The sequence below is a fragment of the Sphaerisporangium rhizosphaerae genome, assembly GCF_042665155.1.
Taxonomy (GTDB): Bacteria; Actinomycetota; Actinomycetes; order Streptosporangiales; family Streptosporangiaceae; genus Sphaerisporangium; species Sphaerisporangium rhizosphaerae.
Window position 1 is genome coordinate 350164 of sequence record NZ_JBHTCG010000002.1, and the last position, 24550, is coordinate 374713.

The following is a 24550-nucleotide window of genomic DNA, read 5'->3' on the forward strand; positions in this document are numbered from 1 at the left end:
CGACCGGCTCATGAAGGGATCGCAGGCCGATGACCTCCCTGACCGACATCAGCGCGACCGCGCTGCTCGGCGGTGAGCTGCGCGCCGGCGGCACCGACCTGATGTCTCGCCCCTCGGTCGGCCCGCACATCGACCTGCGCGGCCGGCCGGAACTGTCCGGCGTCGTCTGGCGGGAGGACGGCACGGTGCGCGTCGGCGCGCTGACCACGATCGCCGATCTGGCCGCCGACCCGCGTCTCGCCGCCGCCCACCCCTGCCTGGCGCGGACCGCGGCGGCCGTGGCGACGCCCGAGATCCGCGCGGTGGCCACCCTCGGCGGCAACCTGCTGCAGCGCAACCGGTGCCCCTACTTCCGCAGCCCGGCGTTCTCCTGCTTCCAGGACGGCGGCCACGACTGCCCGGCCCAGGACGGGCTCACCCTGCGCGCCGCGGTCGTGCGAACCGGTCCGTGCCTCGCCCCGCATCCCTCGTCCCTGGCCGTGGCGCTGCTCGCCTGCGAGGCGTCGGTGGAGGTGCACGGCGAGGCCCCGTTCCCCGTGGGCGAGCTGTACGGGGACGGCGCCGACCCCACGCGGGACCATCTGCTCCCGCCGGGCGCCATCCTCGCCGCCGTCGTGCTGCCGCCGCCGCGCGCGGGGGAGCGCGCCGCCTACCACCGGGCGACCGCCCGCGCGCACGCCGAATGGCCGCTGGCCGAGGCCGCGGCGCGGCTGGTGGTGGACGACGGCCGGGTGAGGTTCGCCCGGGTGGCGGTGGGCGGCGTCGCGCGCGTCCCCCTGCGCCTCACCGAGGTCGAGCAGGCCCTGCTGGCCGGAGAGCCCCTGGAACAGGCGGCCGCCCGCGCCGCCGCCCGGTGCACCCCCACGAGCCAGAACGCCTACAAGATCGCCCTGCTCACCGGCACCATCCTCGAAGCCCTGGAACAGGCGGCAGCCCCACGATGACCCCCTGAGCATGCCGCGCTGATGGCGTGAGGCACCTACCGGCGCGAGGACACCGACAGGTTCCGTACTTCCTGGACCCGGCGGACCGCCGGTGCGGGCTGAACGTCAGGGTCGGCGCTTGTCGGTCTGACGAGGGTGGCCGGTGCCCGCCTGCGTGATCCATATGATGCGTTGATCGTCGTCGATGGCGTACCAGATCCTGCCGCCCCCGGTCACCTCGTACTGCCACTGCTCCAACTCGACCCCGGCGATCTTCACTGCCTTGAGATCGAACTTGAGGCGGTGCTGCCGGGCCACGTCGCCGCTGCCACGTGGATCGGCGGTGATGGCGATCCAGGCTCGGTCGAGGTTCGCGGGGGTTTGGGACAGGAGTGAAGCCCACCCCAGCGCGGCTTGGCGGTCGACGAGCCGTATGACCCAGCCAGTGGGCCGTCGCACCTCGTCACCACGCTTCACCTTGTCACTCATCGACGGCGCCGGGCCGTGGAAGGTCGGTGGCGTCAGTGGTGGCGAAGGGGCCGCGGAGTCGGCGGGCGAGTTCGGGGTCGGAGTAGATCTCGGCGGTGGAGGTCCATTCACGCAGCGCGCGGGCGAACGGGACGAGCAGCCCGGTGTCGGCGCCGGCGAGGAGGTGATCGAGAAGTTCGCTCACGCATTCCATGCGGGCCTCGGCGGGTAGCCAGGTCAACCAGGGGAGTTCCTCGGCGAAGACCTGCTCGGCCAGACCGCGATTCGCGTGCGCGATGATCGACAGCGACCGGGCGGCGAGCCGGAGCCCGTCGGACATGGCCTGGAAGCGCTCCGACCGCATCAGGACCAGATTCTCGGCATCCCTTCGTTCCAGGATGACATCGGCGTCGTCGAGCGCCGGAAACACGCTGGTCTGCTTGTTGATCAGCGTCGAGAAGGGAAAAGACCGTGTCGCCATGCCGCCATCTTACACTGCTAGTTCGAAAGTAGTTCAGTTGGCCATCCGGCCTGCGAACAACACCTCCGCGATGCGCCGGCCGCTGCTGTGCAGCAGCTCGCGCACCCATCGACAAGGGATCACGAACCCACTCGGGTAGGTAGGCGCTTAAGTGACCACGCGGTTCTGTTCGGTTAGGCGCACAGGGGCGGCGGAGCGGGTCGGTCAGCCGGGGGTTGGTACGTGGGTGGCCGTTCGGAGGAGGGATTGGGCTTGGGCGTGGCGTTCGAGGAGGACGGTGACGAGTTCGGGTGCGGGGCCGAGGGGGGCGGCGACCGTGTGGGCGCCGGCGGCCAGGGCGGTGCGCCGCACCTTGTCGGCGAAGTACCCGGGGGCGAGCAGGTAAGTGGCCACCACCACGCGGGCCGGGGGTGCGTGACGTGCCGGAGAGTCATGACGTGCGGGGAAGTCATGGCGCGCCGGAGAGTCATGACGTGTTGGAGGGTCATGACGTGCGGGGAAGTCATGGCGCGCTGAGGTGCGGGGGCCGGCGCCGAGCGCCGGACTCGAAAGGGAGGGGTGGGCGGCCAGCAGGCGCCGGACGGCCTCCTCGGGGGTGGGGGAGGCGGCGGAGGCGTAGGCGGGGGTCACCGAATGCCAGCCGCGCGCGAGCGCCCAGTCGCGGGCCATCTCGTCGATCACCGCGATCGCCCGGTGGTCGCTGGACCCCGCTGCCACCAGGACGACGGCGGTCTCCGGGTCGCCGATCTCGACGCCCGCCTCGGCGAGTCGCCGCTCCAGCGCGGTGATCAGCAGGGGGTGGGGGCCGAGCGCGGCGCCCTGGTGGACCACGAGCGGCGGGCGCGTCCGGGCCGGCGGCGCGGAGTCGCGGCGCGCGGCCTCTTCCCGCAGGAAGGCGGGGATGTCGACGCGGGTGTGGTAGGCGTCGGTGAGCAGCAGGGGAAGGACGACGGCCTCGTCCAGAGAGGCCAGCACCTCGGGCAGGGACGGCCGTGCGTGGTCCAGGTAGGCGGCGTGGACGGCCAGGCCGGGGCGGGCAAGGCGCACACGCTCCAGCAGCGCCTCCACCGTGGCGGTGGCACGCGGGTCGCGTGACCCGTGCGCCACCGCCACCAGCGGCGGGACACGCCCCGGGAGGACGATCGGGAGCCCGTGCCGGACCTGGATCCGGAAGGGGCCGGGAACGGTGTTCAGAACCTGGCCTCGTGTGCGGTCGGTCGCGGGTCGTGGCGGGCCCGCGCGTCGGATGGGCGGTCTGTCGGAAGGTGGATGGGCGGTCGGTCAGAGGTGGACGAGCGGTCGGTCAGAGGTGGATGCCGCACTCGGTCTTGCCGAGGCCGGCCCAGCGTCCGCTGCGGGGGTCCTCGCCGGGGGCGACGCGGCGGGTGCAGGGGCCGCAGCCGATCGACGGGTAGCCGTCGTAGTGCAGCGGGTTGATCAGCACGCCGTTGTCGGACATGTAGTTGTCGACGTCGTCCTGCGTCCAGCGGGCGATCGGGTTGACCTTGACCATCTGGCGCTTGGCGTCCCACTCCACGACCTTGGTGCCCACCCGGCTGGGCGACTCGTCGCGGCGGATGCCGGAGATCCACGCGAGGTAGGGCTCGAGCGCGCGGTTCAGCGGCTCGACCTTGCGCAGGTAGCAGCACAGGTCGGGGTTGCGGCCGTGCAGGCGCGGGCCGAGGTCGCGGTCCTGCTCCTCGACCGTGCGGGACGGCTTGACGTTGATCACGTTGACGTCGTACACCTGCTGGACGGCGTCACGGGTGCCGATGGTCTCGGCGAAGTGGTACCCGGTGTCGATGAACAGCACGTCGACCCCGGGCTTCACCCGGCTCACCAGGTCGATCAGCAGGGCGTCGCTCATGGAGGAGGTGAGGCACAGCCGGTCGCCGAAGGTGGCCGCGGCCCAGCGGATGATCTCGCGGGCGGGGGCGTCCTCGAGGAACTGGGCCGCGGACTCGACGATGCCACGCAGGTCGAGCACGCCGCGCTGTCGTTCCAGTACGGCTTCGATCTCCACCAGTGTCATGACTCGCTCACTACTCCTCGATCTTCAGTGTGTGCGGCCGCCGGGCGCGGGGGCGCCCAGGACTCACCGCCGTTCATGAACGCACGCCGATGCCGAGGAACCTCAGCTTGAAGGCGCGGGCGCACGAGCGGCAGTACCAGCCGCCGTCGCCCTCATAGGGTTCGAGGTCCTCCTCGCCGCAGTACGGGCAGTGGAAGGGGACCGCGCGCTCGCTCACGCGTGCCTCCCCTCACCCGCGGCGGGGGCGCCGGGGGCCCTCACGTGAGGTCCGCCTCCTCGGCGCGCTGCACCCAGTCGGCGAAGGTCTCCTCGTCGTTCCGCTGGCTCTGGTAGTTCTTCAGGACGCGCTCGATGTAGTCCGGCAGCTCGTCGGCGGTCGCCTTGAGTCCTCGGACCTTGCGCCCGAACCCGGGCTTGACGCCGAGCGACCCGCCGAGGTGGATCTGGAAGCCCTCCACCTGGTTGCCGCCGGCGTCGACGACGAGCTGGCCCTTCAAGCCGATGTCGGCCGTCTGGATGCGGGCGCAGGAGTTCGGGCAGCCGTTGACGTTGATCGTGAGCGGCTCGCCGAAATCGGGCAGGCGGTGCTCGAGCTCGTCGATGAGGTCCGAGGCCAGCCCCTTGGTCTCCACGATGGCCAGCTTGCAGAACTCGATGCCGGTGCAGGCCATCGTCTGGCGGCGGAAGGTGCTCGGGTTGACCTGCAGGTCCGCGGCCTCCAGGTCGGCCACGATGCCCTCGATCTTGTCCGGCGCGATGTCCAGGATGACCATCTTCTGCTCGACGGTGGTGCGGACGCGGGCCGAGCCGTACCGCTCGGCGATGTCGGCGATCAGGTGCAGCTTGTCCCCGTCCAGCCGTCCCACCTTGGGCGCGAAGCCGACGTAGAAGTTGCCGTCCTTCTGCGGGTGCACGCCCACGTGGTCGCGCCGGCCACCGCGCGGCGTCTCGGGGGCGGGGCCGTCCGGCAGCGGGTAGCCGAGGTACTCCTTCTCCAGCACCTCGCGGAACCGCTCGACTCCCCAGTCGTTGACCAGGAACTTGATGCGGGCGCGGTGACGGAGCCGGCGGTAGCCGTAGTCGCGGAAGATGCCGATCACCCCGGCCCACACCTCGTGGACCTGCTCGGGGCGGACGAAGGTGCCAAGGCGCTTGGCGAGCATCGGGTTGGTGGACAGGCCGCCGCCCACCCACAGGTCGAAGCCCCTGTCGCCCTGCTCGTCGACGACGCCCACGAAGGCGATGTCGTTGATCTCGTGCACCGTGCAGTGGGCCGGGCAGCCGCTCATCGCCGACTTGAACTTGCGGGGCAGGTTCGAGAACGCCTTGTCACCGATGTAGCGGGCGACGGTGTCGTCGATCTGTGGCGTCGCGTCGATCACCTCGCCGGCGTCGATGCCGGCCAGCGGGCAGCCGAGCATGACGCGCGGGGTGTCGCCGCAGGCCTCGGTGGTGGACAGCCCGACGGCCTCCAGGGCCTCCCAGATCGCCGGGACCGCCTCGACCTCGATCCAGTGGAGCTGGATGTTCTGCCGGTCGGTGACGTCGGCCGTGCCCCTGGCGTAGGTGTTGGCGATGTCGGCGATCGTGCGGAGCTGCTCGAGGCTCAGCTGGCCGCCGTCGATGCGGACGCGGAGCATGAAGTAGCGGTCGTCGAGCTCCTCGGGTTCGAGGATCGCCGTCTTGCCGCCGTCGATGCCCGGCTTGCGCTGGGTGTAGAGGCCGAACCAGCGGAACCGGCCGCGCAGGTCGGCGGGGTCGATGGAGTCGAAGCCCTGCTTGGAGTAGACGTCGATGATCCGCTGACGGACGTTCAGCCCGTCGTCGTTCTTCTTGTTCTCCTCGTTCTTGTTGAGCGGCTCGCGGTAACCGAGAGCCCATTGACCTTCACCACGCGGGCGCTTGTGGTGGCGGCTGGCAGGCCGGGGCGGGCTGGTCATGGGGCGTCCTTTGCCGAGAATGGTCGTCGGATCGCACGGACGCTCGTGAGCAGGCCGCCTGACGTCTCATGATCTGAGACGTGAGCGCATGAAAAAGGACGCCTGTCACGGGCCCGAGCTGGCGAGAGTCAACAGGGGGCGACGGTCAACAAGCGTCACAACAGATGGCACTGCGGACACGCAGGAAATCGACGTGACGTCGCACGACGAGAAGCGGGTCCGCTGGCATGTCCCAAACGATACCCGGCGTGTGGGCGATGTCCAATATCGGGTCCACACTTTGGGATATGGTGCCCCTTTTGGCTGGGGTCTCCGTCCCCAGGTAGGGGTTGCCGCCCACCCCAGAAGGGGTGCCGGCCGCGATCACGCGGGGCCCCCATCGATCCCGGTCACGCGAGGGTCCCCCTCGGCCCCGGTCATGCGAGAGCCCCCGTCGGTCCCGGTCACGCGAGGGTCCCCGTCGGTCTCGGTCACGCGAGGGTCCCCGTCGGCCGCGGTCACGCGAGGGCCCGCGCCCGGCCGGGCGGGCGGCCGTCGCCGGGCGGGCCGGCGAACGCCTGGGCGACCGCCGTCCAGGCCCCGGCCGTGTCGCCGCGCACCTCCAGTGAGGTGTCGGCCAGGTCGCAGCGCTGGGTGACGAGCAGGCAGAAGTCCAGCACCGGGCCGCGCACCAGGTCGGCCGCATCCTCGGGACCGCTGGTCCACGGCGTGCCGTCCGGCAGGGTCAGCTCCACCCGCACCGGGTCCCGCGGCGGCGCGAGGCCACGGACGGTGAAGCCGTACGGCATCGCGCGCACGCCGAGGGCGGCCACGTGCCGCAGCCGCGCCGTCGGCACCCGCGCGATGCCGAGCGCGTCGGCCACGTCCTGGCCGTGCGCCCAGGTCTCCATCAGCCGGGCGGTGACGAAGGACGCGGCGGACATGTCGGGCCCGTACCACGGCAGCCGCTCCTTGGCGTCGAGCTTCCCGAAGGCGTCGAGGCTGCGGGCGCGCGCCGCGCGGAACCAGGCGAGCACCTGGCCGGGCGACAGGCTGCGCGCCGCGACGGCGATCTCGTCCACCGCGGTGTCCCCGCGGGCCGTCAGGGCCGGCAGCGCGGCGCGGAAGCACTCGGGATCGGTGGCGGCCGTGGTCGCCGCGTCGTCGAACCACGCGAGGTGGCTGATCTGGTCGCGGACCGCCCAACCTTCGGCGGGGGTCGGCAGATCCCAGCCCGCCGGGTCCAGTGTCCGGATCATGGCCGTGAGCTCCGCGCCTTCCGCCCGGAGATCGGCCAGCAGCTCGGGCATGGAGACGGCCACGGGCACCTCCGCTTCGCATGTGCTGGCGTCAGCGTAACCGAGTGTTGTTCTGGGAGGAACAGGAGGAGAATGGGGCAGGTGATCTGCGAAGAGTGCAAAGATCACCGGCACGACGACTGCCGGGGCGGCTCCTGGTGCGACTGCCAGCACCGGCCCGCCGACGAGCCGCGCGAGAGCGTTCTCGTCTGGTCCCACACCAGCTAGCGCGTGACCTCGGTGCGCCGCGCGCCTTGACCGAGGAAGACGGCCAGCCCGTCGAGCAGCACGCGCAGCCCGAGCTCGAAGATCGCGTCGAGGTCGAGGTCGTACCCGCCCTCCGCGAAGGCGGCCATGAGCCTGGCGAAGGCCGGATGCCCGCCGCCAGCCGCGATGGACCCCATGGCGGGGCCGTGCAGATCCATCCACTCGTCCTCCGACAGCCCGGTGGCGGCCAGGGCGTGGGCCTCCCGCTCCAGGTGCACGGCCAGGCCCTGGACGTACCCGTAGAGCAGCACCTGCAGGTCCAGCATGGTGGAGGCGGTCAGGTCGTGCTCTTCGAGCGCGCCGAGCATGTGCTCGCCGTGGGTGAGCAGGTTGGGCAGCGGCAGCGGCCTGGTGAGCGGGCTGAGCTAGGCCAGCCAGGGTGGCGGCGGTGCAGGCCCCACAGGGCGCGGCCGCTCTCCTCCAGCCGGGCCCGCCATCCCGCCGGGCGCTCGGGCGGGTAGGAGTGCTCCCCGAAGACCGCGACGGCTGCTGGAGGCCATGGGAAGACGCCCGGCTTCTACTTCGACGCGATGGCGCAGATCCACGTGCCGTGCTGGTCGCGCGGGCGGGTGACCCTAGTGGGCGACGCGGGCTACCTGAATGCGGGCCAGTGCTCCGGCGTTCACACCGGGGGGAGGCCCACGCGGGAGTGCCCGCTAGGGTGCGGCCGTGCCCTGACCTTCCTGATGTTGCTGCTTGATCCGCCAGGCGCAGGGCACCAGGATGGCGAAAGGCCGACCGTTGCGTTCGACGATGGTGTGCTCACCGAAGTGGTGGGCGGCGTTGGCGCGGTCGCCGATGTGTTCACGGATCGCTCGGATTCGCCTACGTCCAGTCACGGATCCGGTGACAATGATTGACGTGCGGCTTCGTTACCAATACCGGCTCTACCCGGACGCCGCCCAGCGTGAGGCGCTGGCGCGGGCGTTCGGGTGCGCGCGGGTGGTGTTCAACGACGGGCTGCGTATCAGGGCCGACGCCTACCAGGCGGGCGTGCCGTACATCTCCGACGGGGAGTTGTCCAGGCGGGTCATCACCCAGGCCAAGCAGACCCCCGAACGGGCCTGGCTGGGTGAGGTCTCAGCGGTCGTCCTTCAGCAGGCGCTGGCCGATCTGAATGCCGCTTACCGCAGCTTCTTCGCCTCGATGACCGGCAAGCGGAAGGGAGCCAGGGTGGGCGCGCCCCGGTTCCGCTCCAAGAAGGACAACCGGCAGGCCGTCCGCTTCACCAGGAACGCCCGGTTCTCGATCACGACAGGCGGCAGGCTGCGCCTGCCGAAGATCGGGGAGGTGCCGGTGCGGTGGTCGCGCCCCCTGCCGTCGGAGCCCAGCTCGGTCACGGTGGTCAAGGATGCGGCGGGCCGGTACTTCGCCTCCTTCGTCGTCGAGACCGGCGCCGGGACCGGCGAGGTGCCCTTGCCTGAGAGGGCCGCCGAGGTGGGCATCGATCTGGGGTTGACGCACTTTGCGGTCACGTCCGACGGACGGAAGATCGGCAACCCTCGGTTTCTGCGCCGGGCGGCCAAGAAGCTCCGCGCAGCCCAGCAGGCCTTGTCCCGCAAGGCGAAGGGGTCGGCGAACAGGAAGAAGGCCGTTGTGAAGGTCGCCAGGGCGCATGCCCGGGTGGCCGACGCGCGCCGGGACTTCGCCCACAAGCTCTCTGCGAGCATCATCCGCGACAACCAAGCGGTGCACGTGGAGAACCTGTCGGTGAAGGGCCTGGCGCGCACGAGACTGGCCAAGAGCGTCCACGACGCGGGCTGGTCGCAGTTCGTCGCGATGCTGGAGTACAAGGCCGCCCGGCACGGACGGACCTTGGTCAAGATCGACCGGTGGTTCCCGTCGTCGAAGCTGTGCTCGGCGTGCGGGGCCGTCGTCGAGTCGATGCCGTTGAACGTCCGGTCGTGGATCTGTGCTTGTGGCGCGGTCCACGACCGAGATGTCAACGCGGCGATCAACATCCTGGCCGCCGGGCGGGCGGACAGGTTAAACGCCTGTGGAGACCAGGTAAGACCACCGCTCGCGGTGGCACAGGTCGACGAAACAGGAAGCCTCAGAGGTGCCGCATGACGCGGCGCGGGCTGGATTCCCGGCCTTCAGGGTCGGGGAGCGCGTCAATGCGCCTCGCCGTTGTCGGGCCAGGGCACCAGCCTCGCCCTGGTGGGCGCGTACGTCCTGGCGGCCGAACTCGCCGCGGCCGACGGCGACCACCGGCGGGCGTTCGCCCGGTACGAGCGGCGCATGCGCCCCTTCGCCGAGCGCAACCAGGCGCTGGCCACCGAGAACCCGGGCGGCCCCGCCTCCCAGGAGTCCGTCGACCTGGCCAAGAACGCCATCGCGCTGGACGGCTGATTTCCGCCGCGATCCGCCGGCCTCCGCGAGGGCTTGACCGGCCGTTGACCTGCGCTTTTGTCGCCGTTTCCGGAAATGCGCCGGATACCATTGAAGGTCGCCCATGCCGGGACAGATAGGACGGCACTTCACGGGGTAGACGCCACGCAAGGAGATCGTTACACGGTGGGGTCGTGGTAGGGCCATGTTGCGAATACCTTTGGATGCCATGACGTCCACCGGCGCTCCTGCCAGGTCGCCCGGTCCCTCCGGCCGCACGCCCCGCTGGAGGTTGGTCAGGTCCCGGGCCAAGCGGAACGCCGCCGCCGGGCTCTCCGCCGTGCGCGGGTCCAAGACCTGGGGCAGTCTGCGCGAGACGCGCCTGTGGGCGCTGGTGCGCGCGACCACCGTGGCCGGGTTCAACTTCCGCGTCACCGGCCTGGCCGGGGAGGCGGCGTTCTTCGCCCTGCTGTCGCTGCCCCCGTTCGTCCTCGGGCTCATCGGCCTGCTCGGGCACATGAGCGGCATCCTCGGCCCCGGCACCGTGGCCGAGACCCGCGGGTGGGTGCTGCGGCAGTCGCAGCTGCTGTTCACCGGCAACACCATCGAGCGCGTGGTGCGGCCGCTGCTGGACGACGTGCTGCGCGGCGGCCAGGTGTCGCTCATCTCCGTGGGCTTCCTGCTCGCGCTGTGGTCGGGCTCGCGCGCCCTGTTCGTCTACGTCGACCTGATCTCCATCGCCTACGGGCTCGGCGAGACCCGCGGCATCATCCGCACGCGCATCCTGTCCTTCGGCCTGTACCTGGCGGCGCTGCTCATCGGCCTGCTCGTCATCCCCGTGCTGGTGGTCGGGCCGACGATCCTGTCGAACGCGCTGCCGCAGTACAGCGGCCTGGTGAGCGTGCTGTACTGGCCGGTGGTCACCATCGGGTCGGTGCTGGTGCTCACGCTGCTGTACCACGTGAGCGTGCCGGTGCGCACCCGCTGGTGGCGCGAGGTGCCCGGGGCGGTGCTGGCGCTGGTGATCTGGATCGCCTGCGCGGCGGTCCTGCGCGAGGTGCTGGCCGCGTGGTTCACGCCGCTGTCGATCTACGGTTCGCTGGCCGCGCCCATCGCCGTGCTGCTGTGGCTCTACATCACGGCGCTGGCGGTGCTCATCGGGGCCACGCTCAACGCCGAGGTCGACCGGTCGTGGCCGGGTGGCGGGCTCGGCAGAAACGGCGAGTCCGCTATCGTCTAAGCGTCGGAACGCGACGTGACCGGCGCGTCTGGGTGGGGGCTACCACCAGGGAGCGAAGAGGTCGGAGGCCGGGCGCCTGGGTCTCCGCCGGAGCCAACGAAGGGTAGGGCCATGAGTTCTCTTGCGGACGTCGACCCGGAGATCGCCGAGTTGATCAGAGCGGAGGAACGCCGTCAGGCCGACACCGTCAAGCTGATCCCCTCGGAGAACTACGTCTCCCGGGCCGTTCTCGAGGCCACCGGCACCGTTCTCACCAACAAGTACTCCGAGGGCTACGCCGGTAAGCGTTACTACGAGGGCCAGCAGGTGATCGACCAGATCGAGACCCTGGCCATCGAGCGCGCCAAGTCGTTGTTCGGCGTGAACCACGCCAATGTGCAGCCGTACTCCGGCTCCCCGGCGAACCTCGCCATCTACATGGCCTTCCTGAACCCGGGTGACACCGTCATGGGCATGGGCCTGCCCTTCGGCGGCCACCTCACCCACGGCTGGTCGGTCTCGGCCACCGGCAAGTGGTTCACCCCGGTCAGGTACGGCGTGCGGCAGGACACCGGCCGCATCGACATGGACGAGGTGCGCGCGCTCGCCCTTGAGCACCGTCCCAAGCTCATCTTCTGCGGCGGCACCGCCATCCCGCGCACCATCGACTTCCCGGCCTTCGCCGAGGTCGCCCGCGAGGTCGGCGCCGTCCTGGCCGCCGACATCGCCCACATCGCGGGCCTGGTCGCCGGCGGCGCCCACCCCTCGCCGGTGGGGCACGCCGACGTCATCTCCACCACCACGCACAAGACGCTGCGCGGCCCGCGCGGCGCCATGCTGATGGCCACGGACGACGAGCACGCCAAGGCGCTGAACAAGGCCGTGTTCCCGGGCCTGCAGGGCGGCCCGCACAACCACACCACCGCCGCCATCGCCGTCGCGCTGCGCGAGGCGTCGGGCGAGGACTTCAAGACCTACGCCCACCAGGTCGTCCGCAACGCCAAGGCGCTGGCGGAGGAGCTGGCGGGCCGCGGCTTCGAGCTGGTCTCGGGCGGCACCGACAACCACCTCATCCTGATCGACCTGACCTCCAAGGGCGTCGCGGGCAAGCCGGCCGCGCAGGCCCTCGACCGGGCCGGCCTGGAGACCAACTACAACACCGTGCCGTTCGACCCGCGCAAGCCCTTCGACCCCTCCGGCCTGCGCATCGGCACCCCGTCGATCACCAGCCGCGGCATGGGCGAGAGCGAGATGCGGCAGATCGGCGCGTGGATGGACGAGGTCGTCACCGCCCTGGCCAAGGGCGACGCCGAGGAGGTCATCGCCCGCGTCCACGGCGAGGTCAGCGAGCTCACCGCCAAGTTCCCGGCCCCCGGGCTGAGCTGAGCCGCCCTCCGGCGCCGCGCGGCGCCGGAGGTTAAATGTGTTGCCCTGGTGAGCCGGGCCCGCGATATGGTGGGCCCGGCTTCGCCGTTGTAGGACGGCGGCATCATTCGACGGGAGGTGAGGATCATGCGGGTCTTTCTAGGCATGCCCGTGTCCGATTCCCTCCGGGTGGCCGTCGCGCGCTGAAGCCGCGAGGCGCCCGGTCTTCGAAAGGTGCCTCAGTTGACCGCCTCAGGTCATGATCTTTCCTCTCTGGGCTGGGACGACTCCCTGGCCGCAGATCTTCCGGGCGGCGCCGTCCCCGCCCGCGTGGCCCGCGTCGACCGCGGGGCCGCCGACGTCATCACCGCCGACGGCCACCACCACGCCCAGTACGCCGCCCCGCTGCGCCGCGCGGCGGCGGCCGACCCCGTCGCCCTTCCCTGCGTGGGCGACTGGGCCGCGCTCACCCGGCTGCCCGAGGGCCGCCACGAGCTGCAGGCGGTCCTGCCCCGCACGACCAGCCTGGTCCGCGGCGGGGTGGGCCGCGACTCGCGGGGCGGCCTGTCCGGCGACTCCCAGGGGCAGGTGCTCGCCGCCAACGTCGATGTGGTGTTCGTCGCCGAGCCGGCCCTGCACGCCACCGACTTCGCCGACCTCGGCCGGGTCGAGCGCCTGCTCGCGCTGGCCTGGGAGAGCGGGGCGCGGCCCGTCGTCCTGATCACCAAGGCCGACCTGGTCGGCGAGCACCTGGCCGGCTTGCTGGACGACGTGGCCGCCGCGGGGCCCGGGGTCGACCTGCACGCCGTCTGCTCGATCACCGGCGAGGGGGTGGAGGTCGTGCGCGACCACCTCGCCGGTTCCCGCACCGCGGTGATCCTCGGGGCGTCGGGCGCGGGAAAGTCCACGCTGGTCAACGCGCTGGCGGGCGAGCAGGTCATGGAGACCCAGCAGGTCCGCGCGGGCGACGGCCGGGGCCGGCACACCACCGTGCACCGTGAGCTGATCCCGCTCGCCGGCGGCGGCCTGATCATCGACACGCCCGGCATCCGCCGGGTGGGTCTGTACGAGATGAGCCAGGGCGTCGACCTGGTGTTCTCCGACATCGAAGAACTGGCGGAGAGCTGCCGCTTCGGTGACTGCGGGCACCAGAGCGAGCCCGGCTGCGCGGTCCTGTCGGCGCTGGAGTCGGGCGAGCTGCCCGAGCGCCGCCTGGAGAGCTGGCGCAAGCTCCAGCGCGAGGCCGCGTGGATGGCCAGGCGCGGCGACGCCCGGCTCCGCGCGGAGGAGACGCGCAAGTGGAAGATCATCCACAAGTCGGTGCGCGGCCGGGGACGCCCCTGATCCCTGTGGCCGCCTCGGCCCACGGCGGTCCGCCCCGCAGGACGGGGGCGGGCCGCCCCTCCCGCCGGCAGGGCCCTCCTTGGGACGGCGTCGAGGCGTAGGTCGGCCGAGGCGTAGGTTGGAGGTATGGGCGCTGGCAGGGGGGTCTTCCTGCCCTTCGCCGACAGGGCGGAGGCAGGGGTCCTGCTCGCGGACGCGCTGGCCGAGGCCGGTCTGTCCGATCCGGTCGTGCTCGCCCTGCCGCGCGGAGGCGTGGCGGTGGCGGCGCCGGTCGCCGAACGCCTCGGTGTGCCGCTGGAGGTCCTGGTGACCCGCAAGATCGGCCACCCCTGGCAGCCGGAGCTGGGCATGGGGGCGATCGCCGAGGGCGGCGAGCCGGTGTTCGACGCCGAGCTGCTGTCCCAGCTCACGACCACCGTCGAGGAGCTGGAGCCCATTGTTGCGCGCGAGCGGGCCGAGCTGGCCAGGAGGGTCAGGGCCTATCGCGGTGATCGGCCGCCGCCCGTCACCGCGGGGAGGGACGTCGTGGTCGTGGACGACGGGCTGGCCACGGGGGGAACCGCGCGGGCGGCCCTGCGCGCCGTGCGGGCGAGCGGGCCGCGCCGGCTGGTGCTCGCCGTGCCGGTGGGATCGTCGCGGACGGTGAAGGCGCTCGGCGAGGAGGCCGACCAGGTCGTCGCCCTCGCCACACCGGCCGGCTTCTACGCTGTCGGACAGTGGTACCAGCGCTTCGACCAGCTCACCGACGCCGACGTCCTGACCCTGCTGAGACGTGAACGGTGACGATCCGGGACTGGAGCGGGAGGCTCGTCGAGCGGCGTCGAGCCGTGAGGTCTGGACGCTCGTGGAAGGTGCTCGCGTCGAGCGGTGGAGTCACGCTGGAGCGCAGGGAGCGGGGGCTCGGCGGGGGCGGCGGCGCGGCGCCCCCGCCAGAGCGATGCTTCGCGAGGGGGTGCCCTTGTCAGGGGGCGGTGGAGCGGGGGATGCCTTCCGGGGGAAGGGCATCCGCACGATCATGCGGCAATTGCGGCCCTGGAGGCGTACAGGAGCGGAAAAGCCGCATGATCATGCTGGAGGGATCATGCCGGTGGAGGGTCAGGCAGCACTGATGCCCGCGCTGGCGGCACGCCGCATGCGCCGACGGCGCTCGGACGCCCGCTCGTCCTCGTTGAGCCCACCCCACGTGCCGTACTTCTCGGGACGTGAAAGGGCGTAGTCGAGGCACTCCGCACGGACGGGGCACTGGGCGCAGATGGCCTTGGCCTTGCGCTCACGGATGTCGCGCTCCGGCTGACGCTCGCCGTCAGGGCCGAAGAACAGCACAAGGTCCTCTCCCCGGCACGCGGCGTCATCCTGCCAACCCCAGCTGGGGCGCGGGCGGGCGATCTGCCGACGTACCTGAGACATGAGAAACCACCTTAGGTGAGTAGGTGAGAGGTATTTCGTGTTTGTGCCGCATTGGACGCATATGGCGTCCCTCGTTCCAACGCCGTGATAGGCCGCGGTGTTCCCGGCTCCGTCGGAGCCTCAGGTCAGAACGGGCGTGCCGCACCGGAGAAGCTCCAGCGCCGCCAGCCTGTAGGTCGCGATCGTGTCGGCGCACGCCGTACCGCACGGCGTGAACGCCGCGCGCTCGACCACAACCCGGAACCGGACGTCCCCGTGGCGCACAATCGCCTCGGTGACGTCACCGTCCGACCTGGTGGATTCCACGGCCACTCCGCCTACCGAGAGCTCGCCCGTTTGTACCCGGACGAAATGCTCGGCGGCCTGCGATGGCTCAGGGATGCCCGCGCGTCCCCGGAAACGGTCGAGAACGATCTCGCCGTGCCGGTACGCGTTTGCCGCCGCGATCGCGGCAGCCTGAGACATGCTGCCGTAGTAAAGCCCGTGTGGCAAGCACACGAGGTTGGCGGCGTAGCGATCGCCGCCCACATGAGTGGTTTCCCACACTCTTCCCGGCTGGCTCTCACCCAAAACCCGCGCGATGGGAAGGCCAATGCGGGCACAACACGCGTTGCGCCTGGCATGCGTGCAGACCAGGAACACCGGCTCCTTCACCAGTATGCAGGACTCCGGAACCACTCCGCGCACAAGAGATCCCAGGTCAAGATCGCTCGGGTCGTCGAAGTGGCCCTCGGCCAGCCACGGGACCTCGGCCGTGCTGTCGGCGACCATGACGTGGACCGGGCCCGGAGCGGCGCGGCGGTGCAGCGGACGGCGGATGAGCTGGGCGCGCACGCCCAGATCGGCCGCGCGCCGGATGAGCGCGTGGACCGCCTCGGGCAGCTCGCAGTCGGGAAGATGGGAGGCCCAAGGACCGGAATGCTCGACGAGCAGCCAGAACCGCGCGCCGGTGGTGGCGCTGGCGAGCACCGGCACCCCGCCCGTATGGCAGCCCGCGGGGTGGTCACACCCCCGTGCCCGCTCTGTCGTCACACTTCCTCCCCGATCACTTAGGTAAGACTAACCTAACGGCGTTGAACCCTTCATGCGAGGGGTCAGGTACGCCCGGTGTCCGATTCGGGAGGACATATACAGCTTTGTCGGTGTGAGATTCATCACGGACCGATTTCCTCGGTCGGCTTGCCTGGGCGGGCCGCGACGCGTTAACCGGCCGCCCCCGCGCGGCAACCTCGCCTGACACCCCGATCCGGCATCCCGACAGGCCGCTCGGCCGGGACGCTCGGCCGGGACGCTCGGCTCGGCCGGGGGTCCGCCCCGGGGGCTCGCCGGTGGCCTCAGCCGGAGGCGGTCCGCTCCGCGTGGTCGCGCAGGACGCGTTCGGCGGCGGGGAGGGCGGCGGCGCGGTCGTCCGCCACCAGCCCGATGCGGGTGCGCCGGTCGAGCAGGTCGCCGGCGTCGAGCGCCCCCTCGTGCCGCACCGCCCACACCAGCTCGGCGACGGTCACGCCGAGCGGCAGCCTCTCGGCCCACGCCGGGTCCCGCCCGGCCAGGGCGTGCACCGCCGCCGCCTCCGCCCCGTAGCGCTCCACCAGCCGCCGCGGCGGCCCACCCGCGGCGTCGAAGCCGGGCGTGCCGCCGCCCGGCAAGGGCGCACCGACGAGGGGCAGCCGCGCCGTGGGGCTCGGCGGGGCGTCCGGGAACGCGGCGTCGACGGCGTCCTGCGCCATGCGCCGGTAGGTGGTCAGCTTGCCCCCGACGACGGTCAGAACGCCGTCAGGAGCCGCGACGACCGCGTGCCTTCGGGAAAGGTCGGCCGTGCGCCCATCGCCGCCCAGCAGCGGCCTCAGGCCCGCGTAGGCGCCCGCCACGTCCCCGCGGGACACGGGCGTCGCCAGGACGGAGTTCAGCACGTCCAGCAGGAAGGCGATGTCGGCCTCGGGCGCCTCGGCGACGTCCGGGACCGGCCCGTCCAGCGGCTCGTCGGTCAGCCCCACGTACACCCGGCCGTCGGCCTGGGGCAGCACGAGCGCGAACCGCGCGCCCCGTCCCGGGATCGGCACGTGCAGGCTCGCCCGTGGCGCGCCGAGGACGCCCGGACGCAGCACCAGGTGCGTCCCCCGGGAGGGCCGCAACCGCACCGAAGGGGAAAGCTCTCCGGCCCACACGCCCGCCGCGTTGACGACCTTTCGCGCGCGGATCGCGAAGACCTCGCCGGACAGCTCGTCGCGCACCTCGGCGCCGTCGCCGCGCAGCGACAGGGCACGGCACCGGGTGAGCACGAGCGCCCCGTGGGCGGCGGCCGTGCGCGCGATGGCGACCACCAGCCGGGCGTCATCGACGACCCGGCCGTCGAACGAGGCGAGCCCGCCGCGAAGGCCCCCGGGGCGCAGCGCCGGGAACAGGGCGCGGGCGCGGGCCGGGGTCACCGTGGAGGGGCCGGGCAGCAGCGCGCGCGGGGTTCCGGCCGAGGCCCGCAGCAGGTCGCCGAGACGGTACCCGGTCATCAGGGTCGCGGCCTGGGCGGGGGAGACCTCCGGCGTCAGCGGCAGCAGGTACGGCTGGGCGCGCACCAGGTGCGGGGCCGTGCGCGCGAGCAGCGCCCCCCGTTCGACCGCGCTCTCCCACGCCACGCCCACCTGCCCCTTGGCCAGGTAGCGGAGCCCTCCGTGGATCATCTTGGAGCTCCACCGGGAGGTGCCGAACGCCAGATCATGGGCGTCGATGGCCGCGACCGACAGCCCCCGGGACGCCGCGTCGAGAGCCACCCCGGCGCCGGTCGCGCCGAGCCCCACGACCAGCAGGTCGACGACCCTCTCGCGCGCCTCCGCCAGCTCGCGCGCCCGCCGCGCCGCGTTCAGCGACGAACCGGGGACCACACCCGCGGGCGGAGACCAGCGCCGGGAGCCCCGGGAGTCGGGGGAGCCGGAGCCGGGGGAGCCGGAGCGGGGGGACCCGGAGTCGGGGGAGCCGGGGGAGATCGTCACGGTGCGGCACCTCCGAGAGGGGCGCCCGCCGGGATGCCACGGCCGGGCGTGTCACAGTGTAGGGCGTGGAAACTCCCAAGACCGCAGCCGAACCGATGCTCTGGTCCGGCTGGGGCGACCCCGCCAAGGCCACCGAGCTGCCGCAGTCCGTCCGCAAGCTCCTGCGCGAGCTGCTCGGCGTCCGCGAGCCCGCCGCGCCCCCGGCGAGCTTCGGCGAGGTCAGGCTGGGGCCGGTGGCCCTGTCGCCGCTGGTGCTGGCCGACCTGCGCAAGGCCGTCGGCGCCGACCACGTGCGCTTCGACGACGACACGCGCATCCGCCACACGCGGGGCAAGTCCACCCCCGACCTGCTGCGCATGCGCGCCGGCGACGGGTCGCAGGCCCCGGACGCCGTGCTGCTGCCCGGCTCGCACGAGGAGGTGCTGGAGGTGCTGCGCGTCTGCGAGCGCCACCAGGTCGCCGTGGTGCCGTTCGGCGGGGGAACCTCGGTCGTCGGCGGGCTCGCCGCCGACCGCCGGGGCTTCGCGGGCGTGGTGGCCCTGGACCTCGCCCGGCTCGACCGCCTGGTGTCGGTGGACACCGAGTCCATGATCGCCGAGCTGGAGCCGGGCCTGCGCGCCCCGCAGGCCGAGCAGCTCCTGGCCGGTCACGGGCTCACCCTCGGGCACTTCCCGCAGTCCTACGAGTACGCCACCCTCGGCGGCTTCGCGGCGGCCAGGTCCAGCGGCCAGGCCTCCGCCGGGTACGGCCGGTTCGACGACATGGTGGTCGGCGTGACCGTCGCGACCCCGCGCGGCACGCTGGAGTTCGGCCGCGCCCCGAAGTCGGCCGCCGGGCCCGACCTGCGCCAGCTCGTCCTCGGCTCCGAGGGCGCCTTCGGGGTCATCACCTCGCTCCGACTGCGGGTGCGGCGGGCGCCGGTCGCGAAGGTGTACGAAGGCTGGCGGTTCGCCTCGTTCAAGGCCGGCACGGCGGCGCTGCGGCGCCTGGCGCAGGACGGGCCGACGCCGACCGTGCTGCGCCTGTCGGACGAGACCGAGACCATGGTTGGCCTGGCCAAGCCCGGCGAGATTGGCGGGGTCCAGGCCGACGCCGGCTGCCTGGCCATCCTGGGGTACGAGGGGGAGGACGACGACGTCGCCCACCGCCGCGAGCGCACCGCCGGCACGCTGTCGTCGCTGGGCGGCGTCTACCTCGGTCCCGAGCCGGGTGAGGCGTGGGCGCACGGCCGTTTCGCCGCCCCGTACCTGCGCGACGCGCTGCTGTCGGCCGGTGCGACGGTGGAGACGCTGGAGACGGCGTGCTTCTGGTCGGGCATCCCGCGGCTGTACGACGCCGTGCGGCTGGTGCTCAGCGTGGCCCTCGGCCCGGCCGACCCCGCCGGCGAGGCCGCCGCCCCGCTGGTGATGTGCCACCTGTCCCACGTGTACGCGACGGGCGCCTCGCTGTACTTCACCGTGGTCGCCGCGCAGAGCGACGACCCGGTGGGGCAGTGGGCCACCGCCAAGCGGGCGGTCAACGAGGCCATCGTGCTGGCCGGCGGCACCATCTCCCACCACCACGGGGTCGGCACCGACCACCGCGCCGCCTACGCGGAGGAGATCGGCGAGCTCGGGGTGGAGATCCTGCGCGCCGTCAAGCAACGCCTGGACCCGGCCGGCATCCTCAACCCCGGCATCCTCATCCCCTGACCCCCACTCCTCCCGCCTGGCCCCCGGGTCGTTGCGGTCCGGGGGCCGCCCGGCGTCCGGTTCGCCGGGGGTGGATCGGGTCCGGTCGTGGGCGCCTCTCGTTCTGCGGGGCCCGTTGTGTCCCGGTCCATTCCGGTTGGCGATTCCGCCGCGCCGTCCAGCATGATCCGGAAAGATGGGGGACATGGTGGATGTCGATCGGGCGGCCGAGCGCGGCAGGCGGGCGTCGTCCCGGGTCTCCGAAGAGGGCGCCGGATGGTCCTGCCAGGAGGTCGGCACGTTCCAGGAGTTGCGTCCCGACACCAGGTCGTTCTCCTGGCTCAAGATCGCGACGCTGATCCGCTCGCGCAACGAGGTCCTGGCCCAGCTGTTCGGCGACCCGTCCAACGAGGTGCGCCGGCGGTGGATGGCCTCCCGCGCCGGCCAGGGCGCCGACCCCGACCGCCGCATCGCGATCGACCCCGGGCCCGACTACGGCTTCCTGCTGCTCGGCGACACCGGCGAGGGCGACGCCTCGCAGTACGCCGTCGTCCCCGGCATGCTCAACGTCGGCGCGGGCACGTCGTTCGCCGTCATCGCCAGCGACGTGATCTATCCCACCGGATCGGGCAACGAGTACGACGACAAGTTCTTCCGCGCGTACAAGGACTATCCCGGCCCCATCTACGCGATTCCCGGCAACCACGACTGGTACGACGGGCTGGGCGGGTTCATGCGGGTGTTCTGCGACGCCCCGGCGCTCCAGGCCGAGCGCCGCGGGTTCTCCTTCTCACCCTCCGGCCTGCGCGGACTGCTGTGGAAGCGGCCGCAGGCCATCGACGAGCCGCGCCTGGCCGAAGCGCGCCGCCGTCGCTCCCTGCCCGGCCAGCGGGCGACGCAGCCCGGGCCGTACTGGGTGATCGACCTGCCGGGCCTGCTGCTGGTGGGCATCGACACCGGCATCCGCGGCACCATCGACCGCGACCAGGGCGCCTGGCTGCGACGGGTCTCCGCCGACCCCCGCCCCAAGGTGCTGATCACCGGCAAGCCGATCTACGACCGCAACGACCACCACCCCTGCCCGATCGAGGGCGGCGGCACGGTGGACGAGATCGTCCGCGACCCGGCCTTCAACTACGTGGCCGCGATCGGCGGGGACACCCACAACTACCAGCGCTACCCGGTGCGCGTCGGCGACCGTGTCATCCAGTACATCGTGGCCGGCGGCGGAGGGGCGTTCATGCACGCCACCCACACCATCCCGCGCGTCGACGTCGGCGGTGTGCACGAGGACGACTTCAAGTGCTACCCACTGCGCGGTGATTCGCTGTCGTTCTACAGCAAGCTCTACAGCGAGCGGTACGGCATGCGCTGGCTGTACCTCACGCCCGACGAGGGCCTGGTGCTGATGTCCGACCAGATCGGCAACCTGCCCCCGCGCCCGGTCGGCACCGGCGACGGCACGGCCGGCGACCCCGTCCCCCCGGCCTCCGGCACCCCGGCGACCGGCGCGAGCACGGTCGTGGACGCGGGAACGGCGAGCGGCGCGGGCAAGATCGGCGGCCCTGCTACGGCGGCTGACGGCGGTACGGCGGGGCGCGCGGCGGACGCCGCGAGCACGGCCGGCGGGGCGGGCGGTGGCGTGGGTGCGGCCGAACCCGTGCCGCCCATCACGGCGCGGATGAAGTGGGCCGCCAGGCTGCTCGGCGGCCGTTCGATGCCGTTCCGCCTGCCGGTGGGACGCACCTTCCACCGGTGGTTCTCCGAGCTGTCCGACTGGGACACCCCGCCGTTCTTCAAGAGCTTCCTGCACGTGTCCGTCGAGGCCGGCGTGCTGAAGATCCGCTGCTTCGCGGCGACCGGCTGCCGCCCCCAGGAGATCCAGCCGCCGCTGGAGGACGAGATCACCATCCCGCTCACCCCGCTCCCGCCGGCCGGCGGCGCCTGACCGTCCGCACCGTCGGCACGGTCACGGGTCGTGAGGGCGATGCTTGACGTGGGGCCGCCGTTGGTGGGCTCCCGGGTCGTGCCGCCGGGAGCCCGGGAGTCCGGGGTCAGCCGGCCGGCTTGAAGCTGCTCCACAGGACGGACATGGCTTGCCTGTTGTCCGGTTCGTCCCACTCGGCGTCCGGGGCGGTGAAGGTCACCTCGTAGGCCGACTTGTCGTCCAGCGCCACGTACCGCGTCACCGCGTGCGTGGTGACGTTGGTGAGCGCCGTGTAGGTGTACTCCCAGACGCTGCCCTGCCACTTGCCGTCGCCGAGCGCCGAGGACTCCAGCCGGGTCTGGGCGTAGTCGGTGAGCGTGGCCTCGTCCTTGGCCTTGGTGAGCAGGTCCAGGCCGTCGTCGCCGGTCGGGGCGACCCGCTTGATCTGGATGCGCCGCCCGGTGTTCTTCGGCCCTGTGTAGGTCACCGCCGCGTCGGAGGCGGACGTCGTCCAGTCCTTGGGGATCGACACCGACACCCCGGCGGCGGTCTGCGTGCGGTACCCGTCGGGGATCGCCGGGGCGTCGAGGGTGTCGGCGCTCTCGACGGGCGCCGGCGAGGCCGCGGCGGTGTCGCCGCCGGAGGTCACCAGCGGGGCCGCGACGTTGTCATCGGAGGGGGACCCGGCGGGCCACAGCACGAACAGCAGCGCCGCCACCACGCCGATGACCCCGATGCCCGCGAGCACGAGCAGCACGGGGGAGCGGCCTTCGCGGGCGTCGTCGTCCTGGTCGTTCTCGGGCCTGCTCCGGCGACCGCGCCCGTACGAGCCGCCCTCCGGCCGCTCGTCCGAGGGCCTGCCGCCGGGGCCGGGGAACGGGTCGCCGCCGGCGAGGTCCTTGGCCAGTTGGGCGGCGAGGTTCGGCGAGGCGCTGGGCGGCCAGACCCGCGACCCCGGCGTCCCCGCGACCAGGGACTCCTTGCCCGGGTCGGCGCCGGACAGCTCGCTCAGCGCGGCGTAGGGCCCCGACGGGTGATCGGGGGGACGCAGCGCGTCGTACCCGTCGCCCGTCTGCGGCCCCGAAGGGCCTCTCAGCGCGTCGTAGGGGTCGGGCCTGGGGCCGCCGGGACGCGCCCCCGTCTGGGGGCCGGACGGGCTGCGCAGCGCGTCGTACGAGCCGCCGGGCTGCGCGCCCGACGGGCTCCTGAGCGCGTCGTAGGGGTCGGCCGGCTGCGGCCCCGAGGCGCCGCGCAGGACGTCGTACCGATCGGCGGGCTGCGCCCCCGAGCCGCTCCCGAGTGCGTCGTAGGCTCCCGCCGGTTGCGACCCGGAGCCGCTCCTGAGCGCGTCGTACGGGCCGGCGGGCTGTGGCCCGGAGCCGCTTCTCAGCGCGTCGTAGGGCCCCGCCGGTTGCGACCCGGAGCCGCTTCTCAAGGCGTCGTACGGGCCCGCGGGCTGCGCGCCCGAACCGCTTCTGAGCGCGTCGTACGGGCCGGCCGGCTGCGCGCCCGAGCCGCTTCTCAGGGCGTCATATGGGTCGGGCTGCGGGCCCGAAGGGCTGCGCAGCGCGTCGTACGGGTTGGGCCGGGGGCCGGTCGCGTCCCTGCCCGGGTCGAACGGGTGCGCGCCGGAGGGGCTGCGCAGGGCGTCGTAGGGGTTGGGCCGCCCGCCCGACGGGCTCGCGAACGCGTCGTACCCGGGCCGGGCGGGGGAGGGCGAGCTGTGCGGGCCGGTGCCGCCGGGCTGGATCAGATCGGGACGGTCGCCCGCCTGGGCCGCGGCGTTGCGGTCGACGGGCACGCGCACCGGGCCTGACGGAGTCTCGATGATGCGCGAGGGCATCGGCCCGGAGGGGGTGTCCAGCGGGGGCAACATGTGCACCGGAGTGGTCTCGTTCTGCGCCGGCAGGACGGCGCTCGGCCGCTCGCCGCCCCGCAGCGGCAGCCCGGAGCCGTGGGTGCGCAGCACCCTTTCGAGCAGGTCGGCGGCCTGCGCGGCGGGCATGCGGTCGGCGGGGTTCTTCCGCAGCAACCCCTCGATGACCGGCAGCAGCGCGCCGGCGCGCTGCGGGCGGTTGGGCTCCTGGGTCAGCACGGCGCCGAGCACCGCCACCGCGTCGGGCCCCTCGTACGGCGGGCGGCCCTCGACAGCGGCGTACAGCGTGGCGCCGAACGACCACAGGTCGGCCGCGTGGGTGATCGGGCGGCCCTGCAGCCGCTCCGGCGGGATGTAGGCGGGCGAGCCCATGAGCAGGCCGGTCTGCGTGATCGTGACGTCGCCCTCGATGGCGGCGATGCCGAAGTCGGTCAGCACGACGCGGTCGGCGGTCAGCAGCACGTTGCCCGGCTTGACGTCGCGGTGCAGGATGCCGGCGGCGTGCGCGTGGCGCAGCGCGTCGAGCACGCGGATGCCGATCTCGGCGGCCTGGACGACCGGCAGCGGGCCGCTCTGGCGCACGGCCTGCTCCAGCGACCAGGCGCGCACCAGCTCCATGACGATCCAGGGACGGCCGTCCTCCTCGACGACGTCGTGGACGGTGACGATGCCGGGATGGCTCAGCCGGGCGGCCGAGCGCGCCTCGCGCAGCATGCGCCGGTGGGCGACCTGCTTGCCCGCGCTGTCCAGCCCGAAGGGCAGGATCAGCTCCTTCACCGCGACGTCGCGGTCGAGCAGCACGTCATGGGCATGCCACACCATGCCCATGCCGCCGCGGCCGACCGGCGAGAGCAGGCGGTATCGCCGGCCCACCAGTCGCCCCTGCCCCTCCGGCGCGACGCCGGCATCCCCCAGGGGGCTCTTACCCTCGGCCATGGAGGGCGCCCTCCCGACCGCGCCATCGGTCGTCATACCGCGGTCCCCAATTCACGCTCGTCCGCGTCATATCCCCAGTTATGGATCATGTAAAGATCATCGG

Annotated in this window: 23 protein-coding genes and 1 riboswitch; of the genes, 11 read left to right on the forward strand and 12 right to left on the reverse strand. The window is 72.6% G+C overall.

Annotation, left to right across the window (positions count from 1 at the left end; translation table 11 throughout):
* Positions 1 to 29: 29 nt before the first annotated feature.
* A complete protein-coding gene (locus tag ACFQSB_RS04230; protein WP_380824318.1) occupies positions 30 to 944 on the forward strand; it encodes an FAD binding domain-containing protein in 915 nt (304 codons plus the stop codon).
* A gap of 105 nt (positions 945 to 1049) precedes the next feature.
* On the opposite strand, the gene ACFQSB_RS04235 is transcribed toward ACFQSB_RS04230, so the two are convergent.
* The 7 genes from ACFQSB_RS04235 to ACFQSB_RS04265 form a co-directional block, all read right to left on the reverse strand.
* Complete coding sequence (locus ACFQSB_RS04235; protein WP_380824320.1) at positions 1050 to 1412, reverse strand: hypothetical protein; 363 nt, start codon at positions 1410 to 1412, stop codon at positions 1050 to 1052.
* A complete protein-coding gene (locus ACFQSB_RS04240; protein ID WP_380824321.1) occupies positions 1405 to 1872 on the reverse strand; it encodes a hypothetical protein in 468 nt (155 codons plus the stop codon). Before ACFQSB_RS04240 ends, ACFQSB_RS04235 begins: the two co-directional genes overlap by 8 nt.
* A 204-nt stretch (positions 1873 to 2076) precedes the next feature.
* Positions 2077 to 2979: a sirohydrochlorin chelatase gene (locus ACFQSB_RS04245; RefSeq protein ID WP_380824323.1), complete on the reverse strand. Its 903-nt coding sequence runs from the start codon at positions 2977 to 2979 to the stop codon at positions 2077 to 2079.
* A 196-nt stretch (positions 2980 to 3175) separates the two neighbouring features.
* Positions 3176 to 3904 carry a phosphoadenylyl-sulfate reductase gene (locus ACFQSB_RS04250; RefSeq protein ID WP_380824324.1) on the reverse strand — a complete coding sequence of 243 codons (729 nt, stop codon included), beginning with the start codon at positions 3902 to 3904 and terminating at the stop codon, positions 3176 to 3178.
* Positions 3905 to 3977: 73 nt separating this feature from the next.
* Positions 3978 to 4121, reverse strand: a complete 144-nt coding sequence (locus ACFQSB_RS04255; protein WP_354838959.1) for an Insertion element protein — start codon at positions 4119 to 4121, stop codon at positions 3978 to 3980.
* Between the two features lie 40 nt (positions 4122 to 4161).
* Positions 4162 to 5844, reverse strand: a complete 1683-nt coding sequence (locus ACFQSB_RS04260) for a nitrite/sulfite reductase (protein WP_380824326.1) — start codon at positions 5842 to 5844, stop codon at positions 4162 to 4164.
* 497 nt (positions 5845 to 6341) lie between these two features.
* Complete coding sequence (locus ACFQSB_RS04265; protein WP_380824327.1) at positions 6342 to 7145, reverse strand: TIGR03084 family metal-binding protein; 804 nt, start codon at positions 7143 to 7145, stop codon at positions 6342 to 6344.
* Between the two features lie 69 nt (positions 7146 to 7214).
* On the opposite strand from ACFQSB_RS04265, the gene ACFQSB_RS04270 reads away from it, so the two are divergent.
* Positions 7215 to 7349: a hypothetical protein gene (locus tag ACFQSB_RS04270; protein WP_380824328.1), complete on the forward strand. Its 135-nt coding sequence runs from the start codon at positions 7215 to 7217 to the stop codon at positions 7347 to 7349.
* Here ACFQSB_RS04270 and ACFQSB_RS04275 read toward each other — a convergent pair.
* Positions 7346 to 7732: a TetR/AcrR family transcriptional regulator C-terminal domain-containing protein gene (locus ACFQSB_RS04275; protein WP_380824519.1), complete on the reverse strand. Its 387-nt coding sequence runs from the start codon at positions 7730 to 7732 to the stop codon at positions 7346 to 7348. The two genes, ACFQSB_RS04270 and ACFQSB_RS04275, sit on opposite strands and share 4 nt — an antisense overlap.
* Positions 7733 to 7918: 186 nt before the next feature.
* Between ACFQSB_RS04275 and ACFQSB_RS04280 the strand changes: the two genes are divergently transcribed.
* From ACFQSB_RS04280 to ACFQSB_RS04310, 7 genes are all read left to right on the forward strand, one after another.
* A complete protein-coding gene (locus ACFQSB_RS04280; RefSeq protein WP_380824329.1) occupies positions 7919 to 8248 on the forward strand; it encodes a hypothetical protein in 330 nt (109 codons plus the stop codon).
* 1 nt (position 8249) lies between these two features.
* On the forward strand, positions 8250 to 9458 hold the full coding sequence (locus tag ACFQSB_RS04285) for an RNA-guided endonuclease InsQ/TnpB family protein (RefSeq protein ID WP_380824330.1): 1209 nt from the start codon (positions 8250 to 8252) through the stop codon (positions 9456 to 9458).
* 60 nt (positions 9459 to 9518) lie between these two features.
* The gene (locus ACFQSB_RS04290) at positions 9519 to 9740 is read left to right on the forward strand and encodes a hypothetical protein (protein WP_459117323.1); all 222 of its coding nucleotides are present in this window, start codon (positions 9519 to 9521) and stop codon (positions 9738 to 9740) included.
* A 208-nt stretch (positions 9741 to 9948) separates the two neighbouring features.
* Complete coding sequence (locus ACFQSB_RS04295) at positions 9949 to 10959, forward strand: YihY/virulence factor BrkB family protein (RefSeq protein WP_380824331.1); 1011 nt, start codon at positions 9949 to 9951, stop codon at positions 10957 to 10959.
* Between the two features lie 5 nt (positions 10960 to 10964).
* Positions 10965 to 11048, forward strand: a riboswitch (ZMP/ZTP riboswitch).
* Positions 11049 to 11070: 22 nt separating this feature from the next.
* Positions 11071 to 12324 (forward strand): serine hydroxymethyltransferase, encoded by a 1254-nt coding sequence (gene glyA, locus ACFQSB_RS04300; protein WP_354838977.1) that lies wholly within the window; start codon positions 11071 to 11073, stop codon positions 12322 to 12324.
* Between the two features lie 213 nt (positions 12325 to 12537).
* Positions 12538 to 13647 carry a ribosome small subunit-dependent GTPase A gene (gene rsgA / locus ACFQSB_RS04305; RefSeq protein WP_380824333.1) on the forward strand — a complete coding sequence of 370 codons (1110 nt, stop codon included), beginning with the start codon at positions 12538 to 12540 and terminating at the stop codon, positions 13645 to 13647.
* Between the two features lie 126 nt (positions 13648 to 13773).
* Positions 13774 to 14430, forward strand: a complete 657-nt coding sequence (locus ACFQSB_RS04310) for a phosphoribosyltransferase (RefSeq protein ID WP_380824335.1) — start codon at positions 13774 to 13776, stop codon at positions 14428 to 14430.
* A gap of 312 nt (positions 14431 to 14742) precedes the next feature.
* Here the strand turns inward: ACFQSB_RS04310 and ACFQSB_RS04315 are convergent, their stop codons facing one another.
* The 3 genes from ACFQSB_RS04315 to ACFQSB_RS04325 form a co-directional block, all read right to left on the reverse strand.
* Entirely contained in the window at positions 14743 to 15054 is a 312-nt protein-coding gene (locus tag ACFQSB_RS04315) for a WhiB family transcriptional regulator (RefSeq protein WP_093171423.1), read from the reverse strand.
* A 120-nt stretch (positions 15055 to 15174) separates the two neighbouring features.
* Complete coding sequence (locus tag ACFQSB_RS04320) at positions 15175 to 16029, reverse strand: sucrase ferredoxin (RefSeq protein ID WP_380824337.1); 855 nt, start codon at positions 16027 to 16029, stop codon at positions 15175 to 15177.
* Positions 16030 to 16388: 359 nt separating this feature from the next.
* Positions 16389 to 17930, reverse strand: a complete 1542-nt coding sequence (locus ACFQSB_RS04325) for a glycerol-3-phosphate dehydrogenase/oxidase (RefSeq protein WP_380824522.1) — start codon at positions 17928 to 17930, stop codon at positions 16389 to 16391.
* A gap of 203 nt (positions 17931 to 18133) precedes the next feature.
* On the opposite strand from ACFQSB_RS04325, the gene ACFQSB_RS04330 reads away from it, so the two are divergent.
* Together ACFQSB_RS04330 and ACFQSB_RS04335 are read left to right on the forward strand one after the other, a co-directional pair.
* Positions 18134 to 19729, forward strand: coding sequence for an FAD-binding oxidoreductase (locus ACFQSB_RS04330; protein WP_380824523.1), 1596 nt, complete (start codon positions 18134 to 18136; stop codon positions 19727 to 19729).
* 184 nt (positions 19730 to 19913) lie between these two features.
* Positions 19914 to 21656 carry a metallophosphoesterase family protein gene (locus ACFQSB_RS04335; RefSeq protein WP_380824339.1) on the forward strand — a complete coding sequence of 581 codons (1743 nt, stop codon included), beginning with the start codon at positions 19914 to 19916 and terminating at the stop codon, positions 21654 to 21656.
* Between the two features lie 106 nt (positions 21657 to 21762).
* On the opposite strand, the gene ACFQSB_RS04340 is transcribed toward ACFQSB_RS04335, so the two are convergent.
* Entirely contained in the window at positions 21763 to 24447 is a 2685-nt protein-coding gene (locus tag ACFQSB_RS04340) for a serine/threonine-protein kinase (RefSeq protein ID WP_380824341.1), read from the reverse strand.
* Between the last annotated feature and the right edge of the window lie 103 nt (positions 24448 to 24550).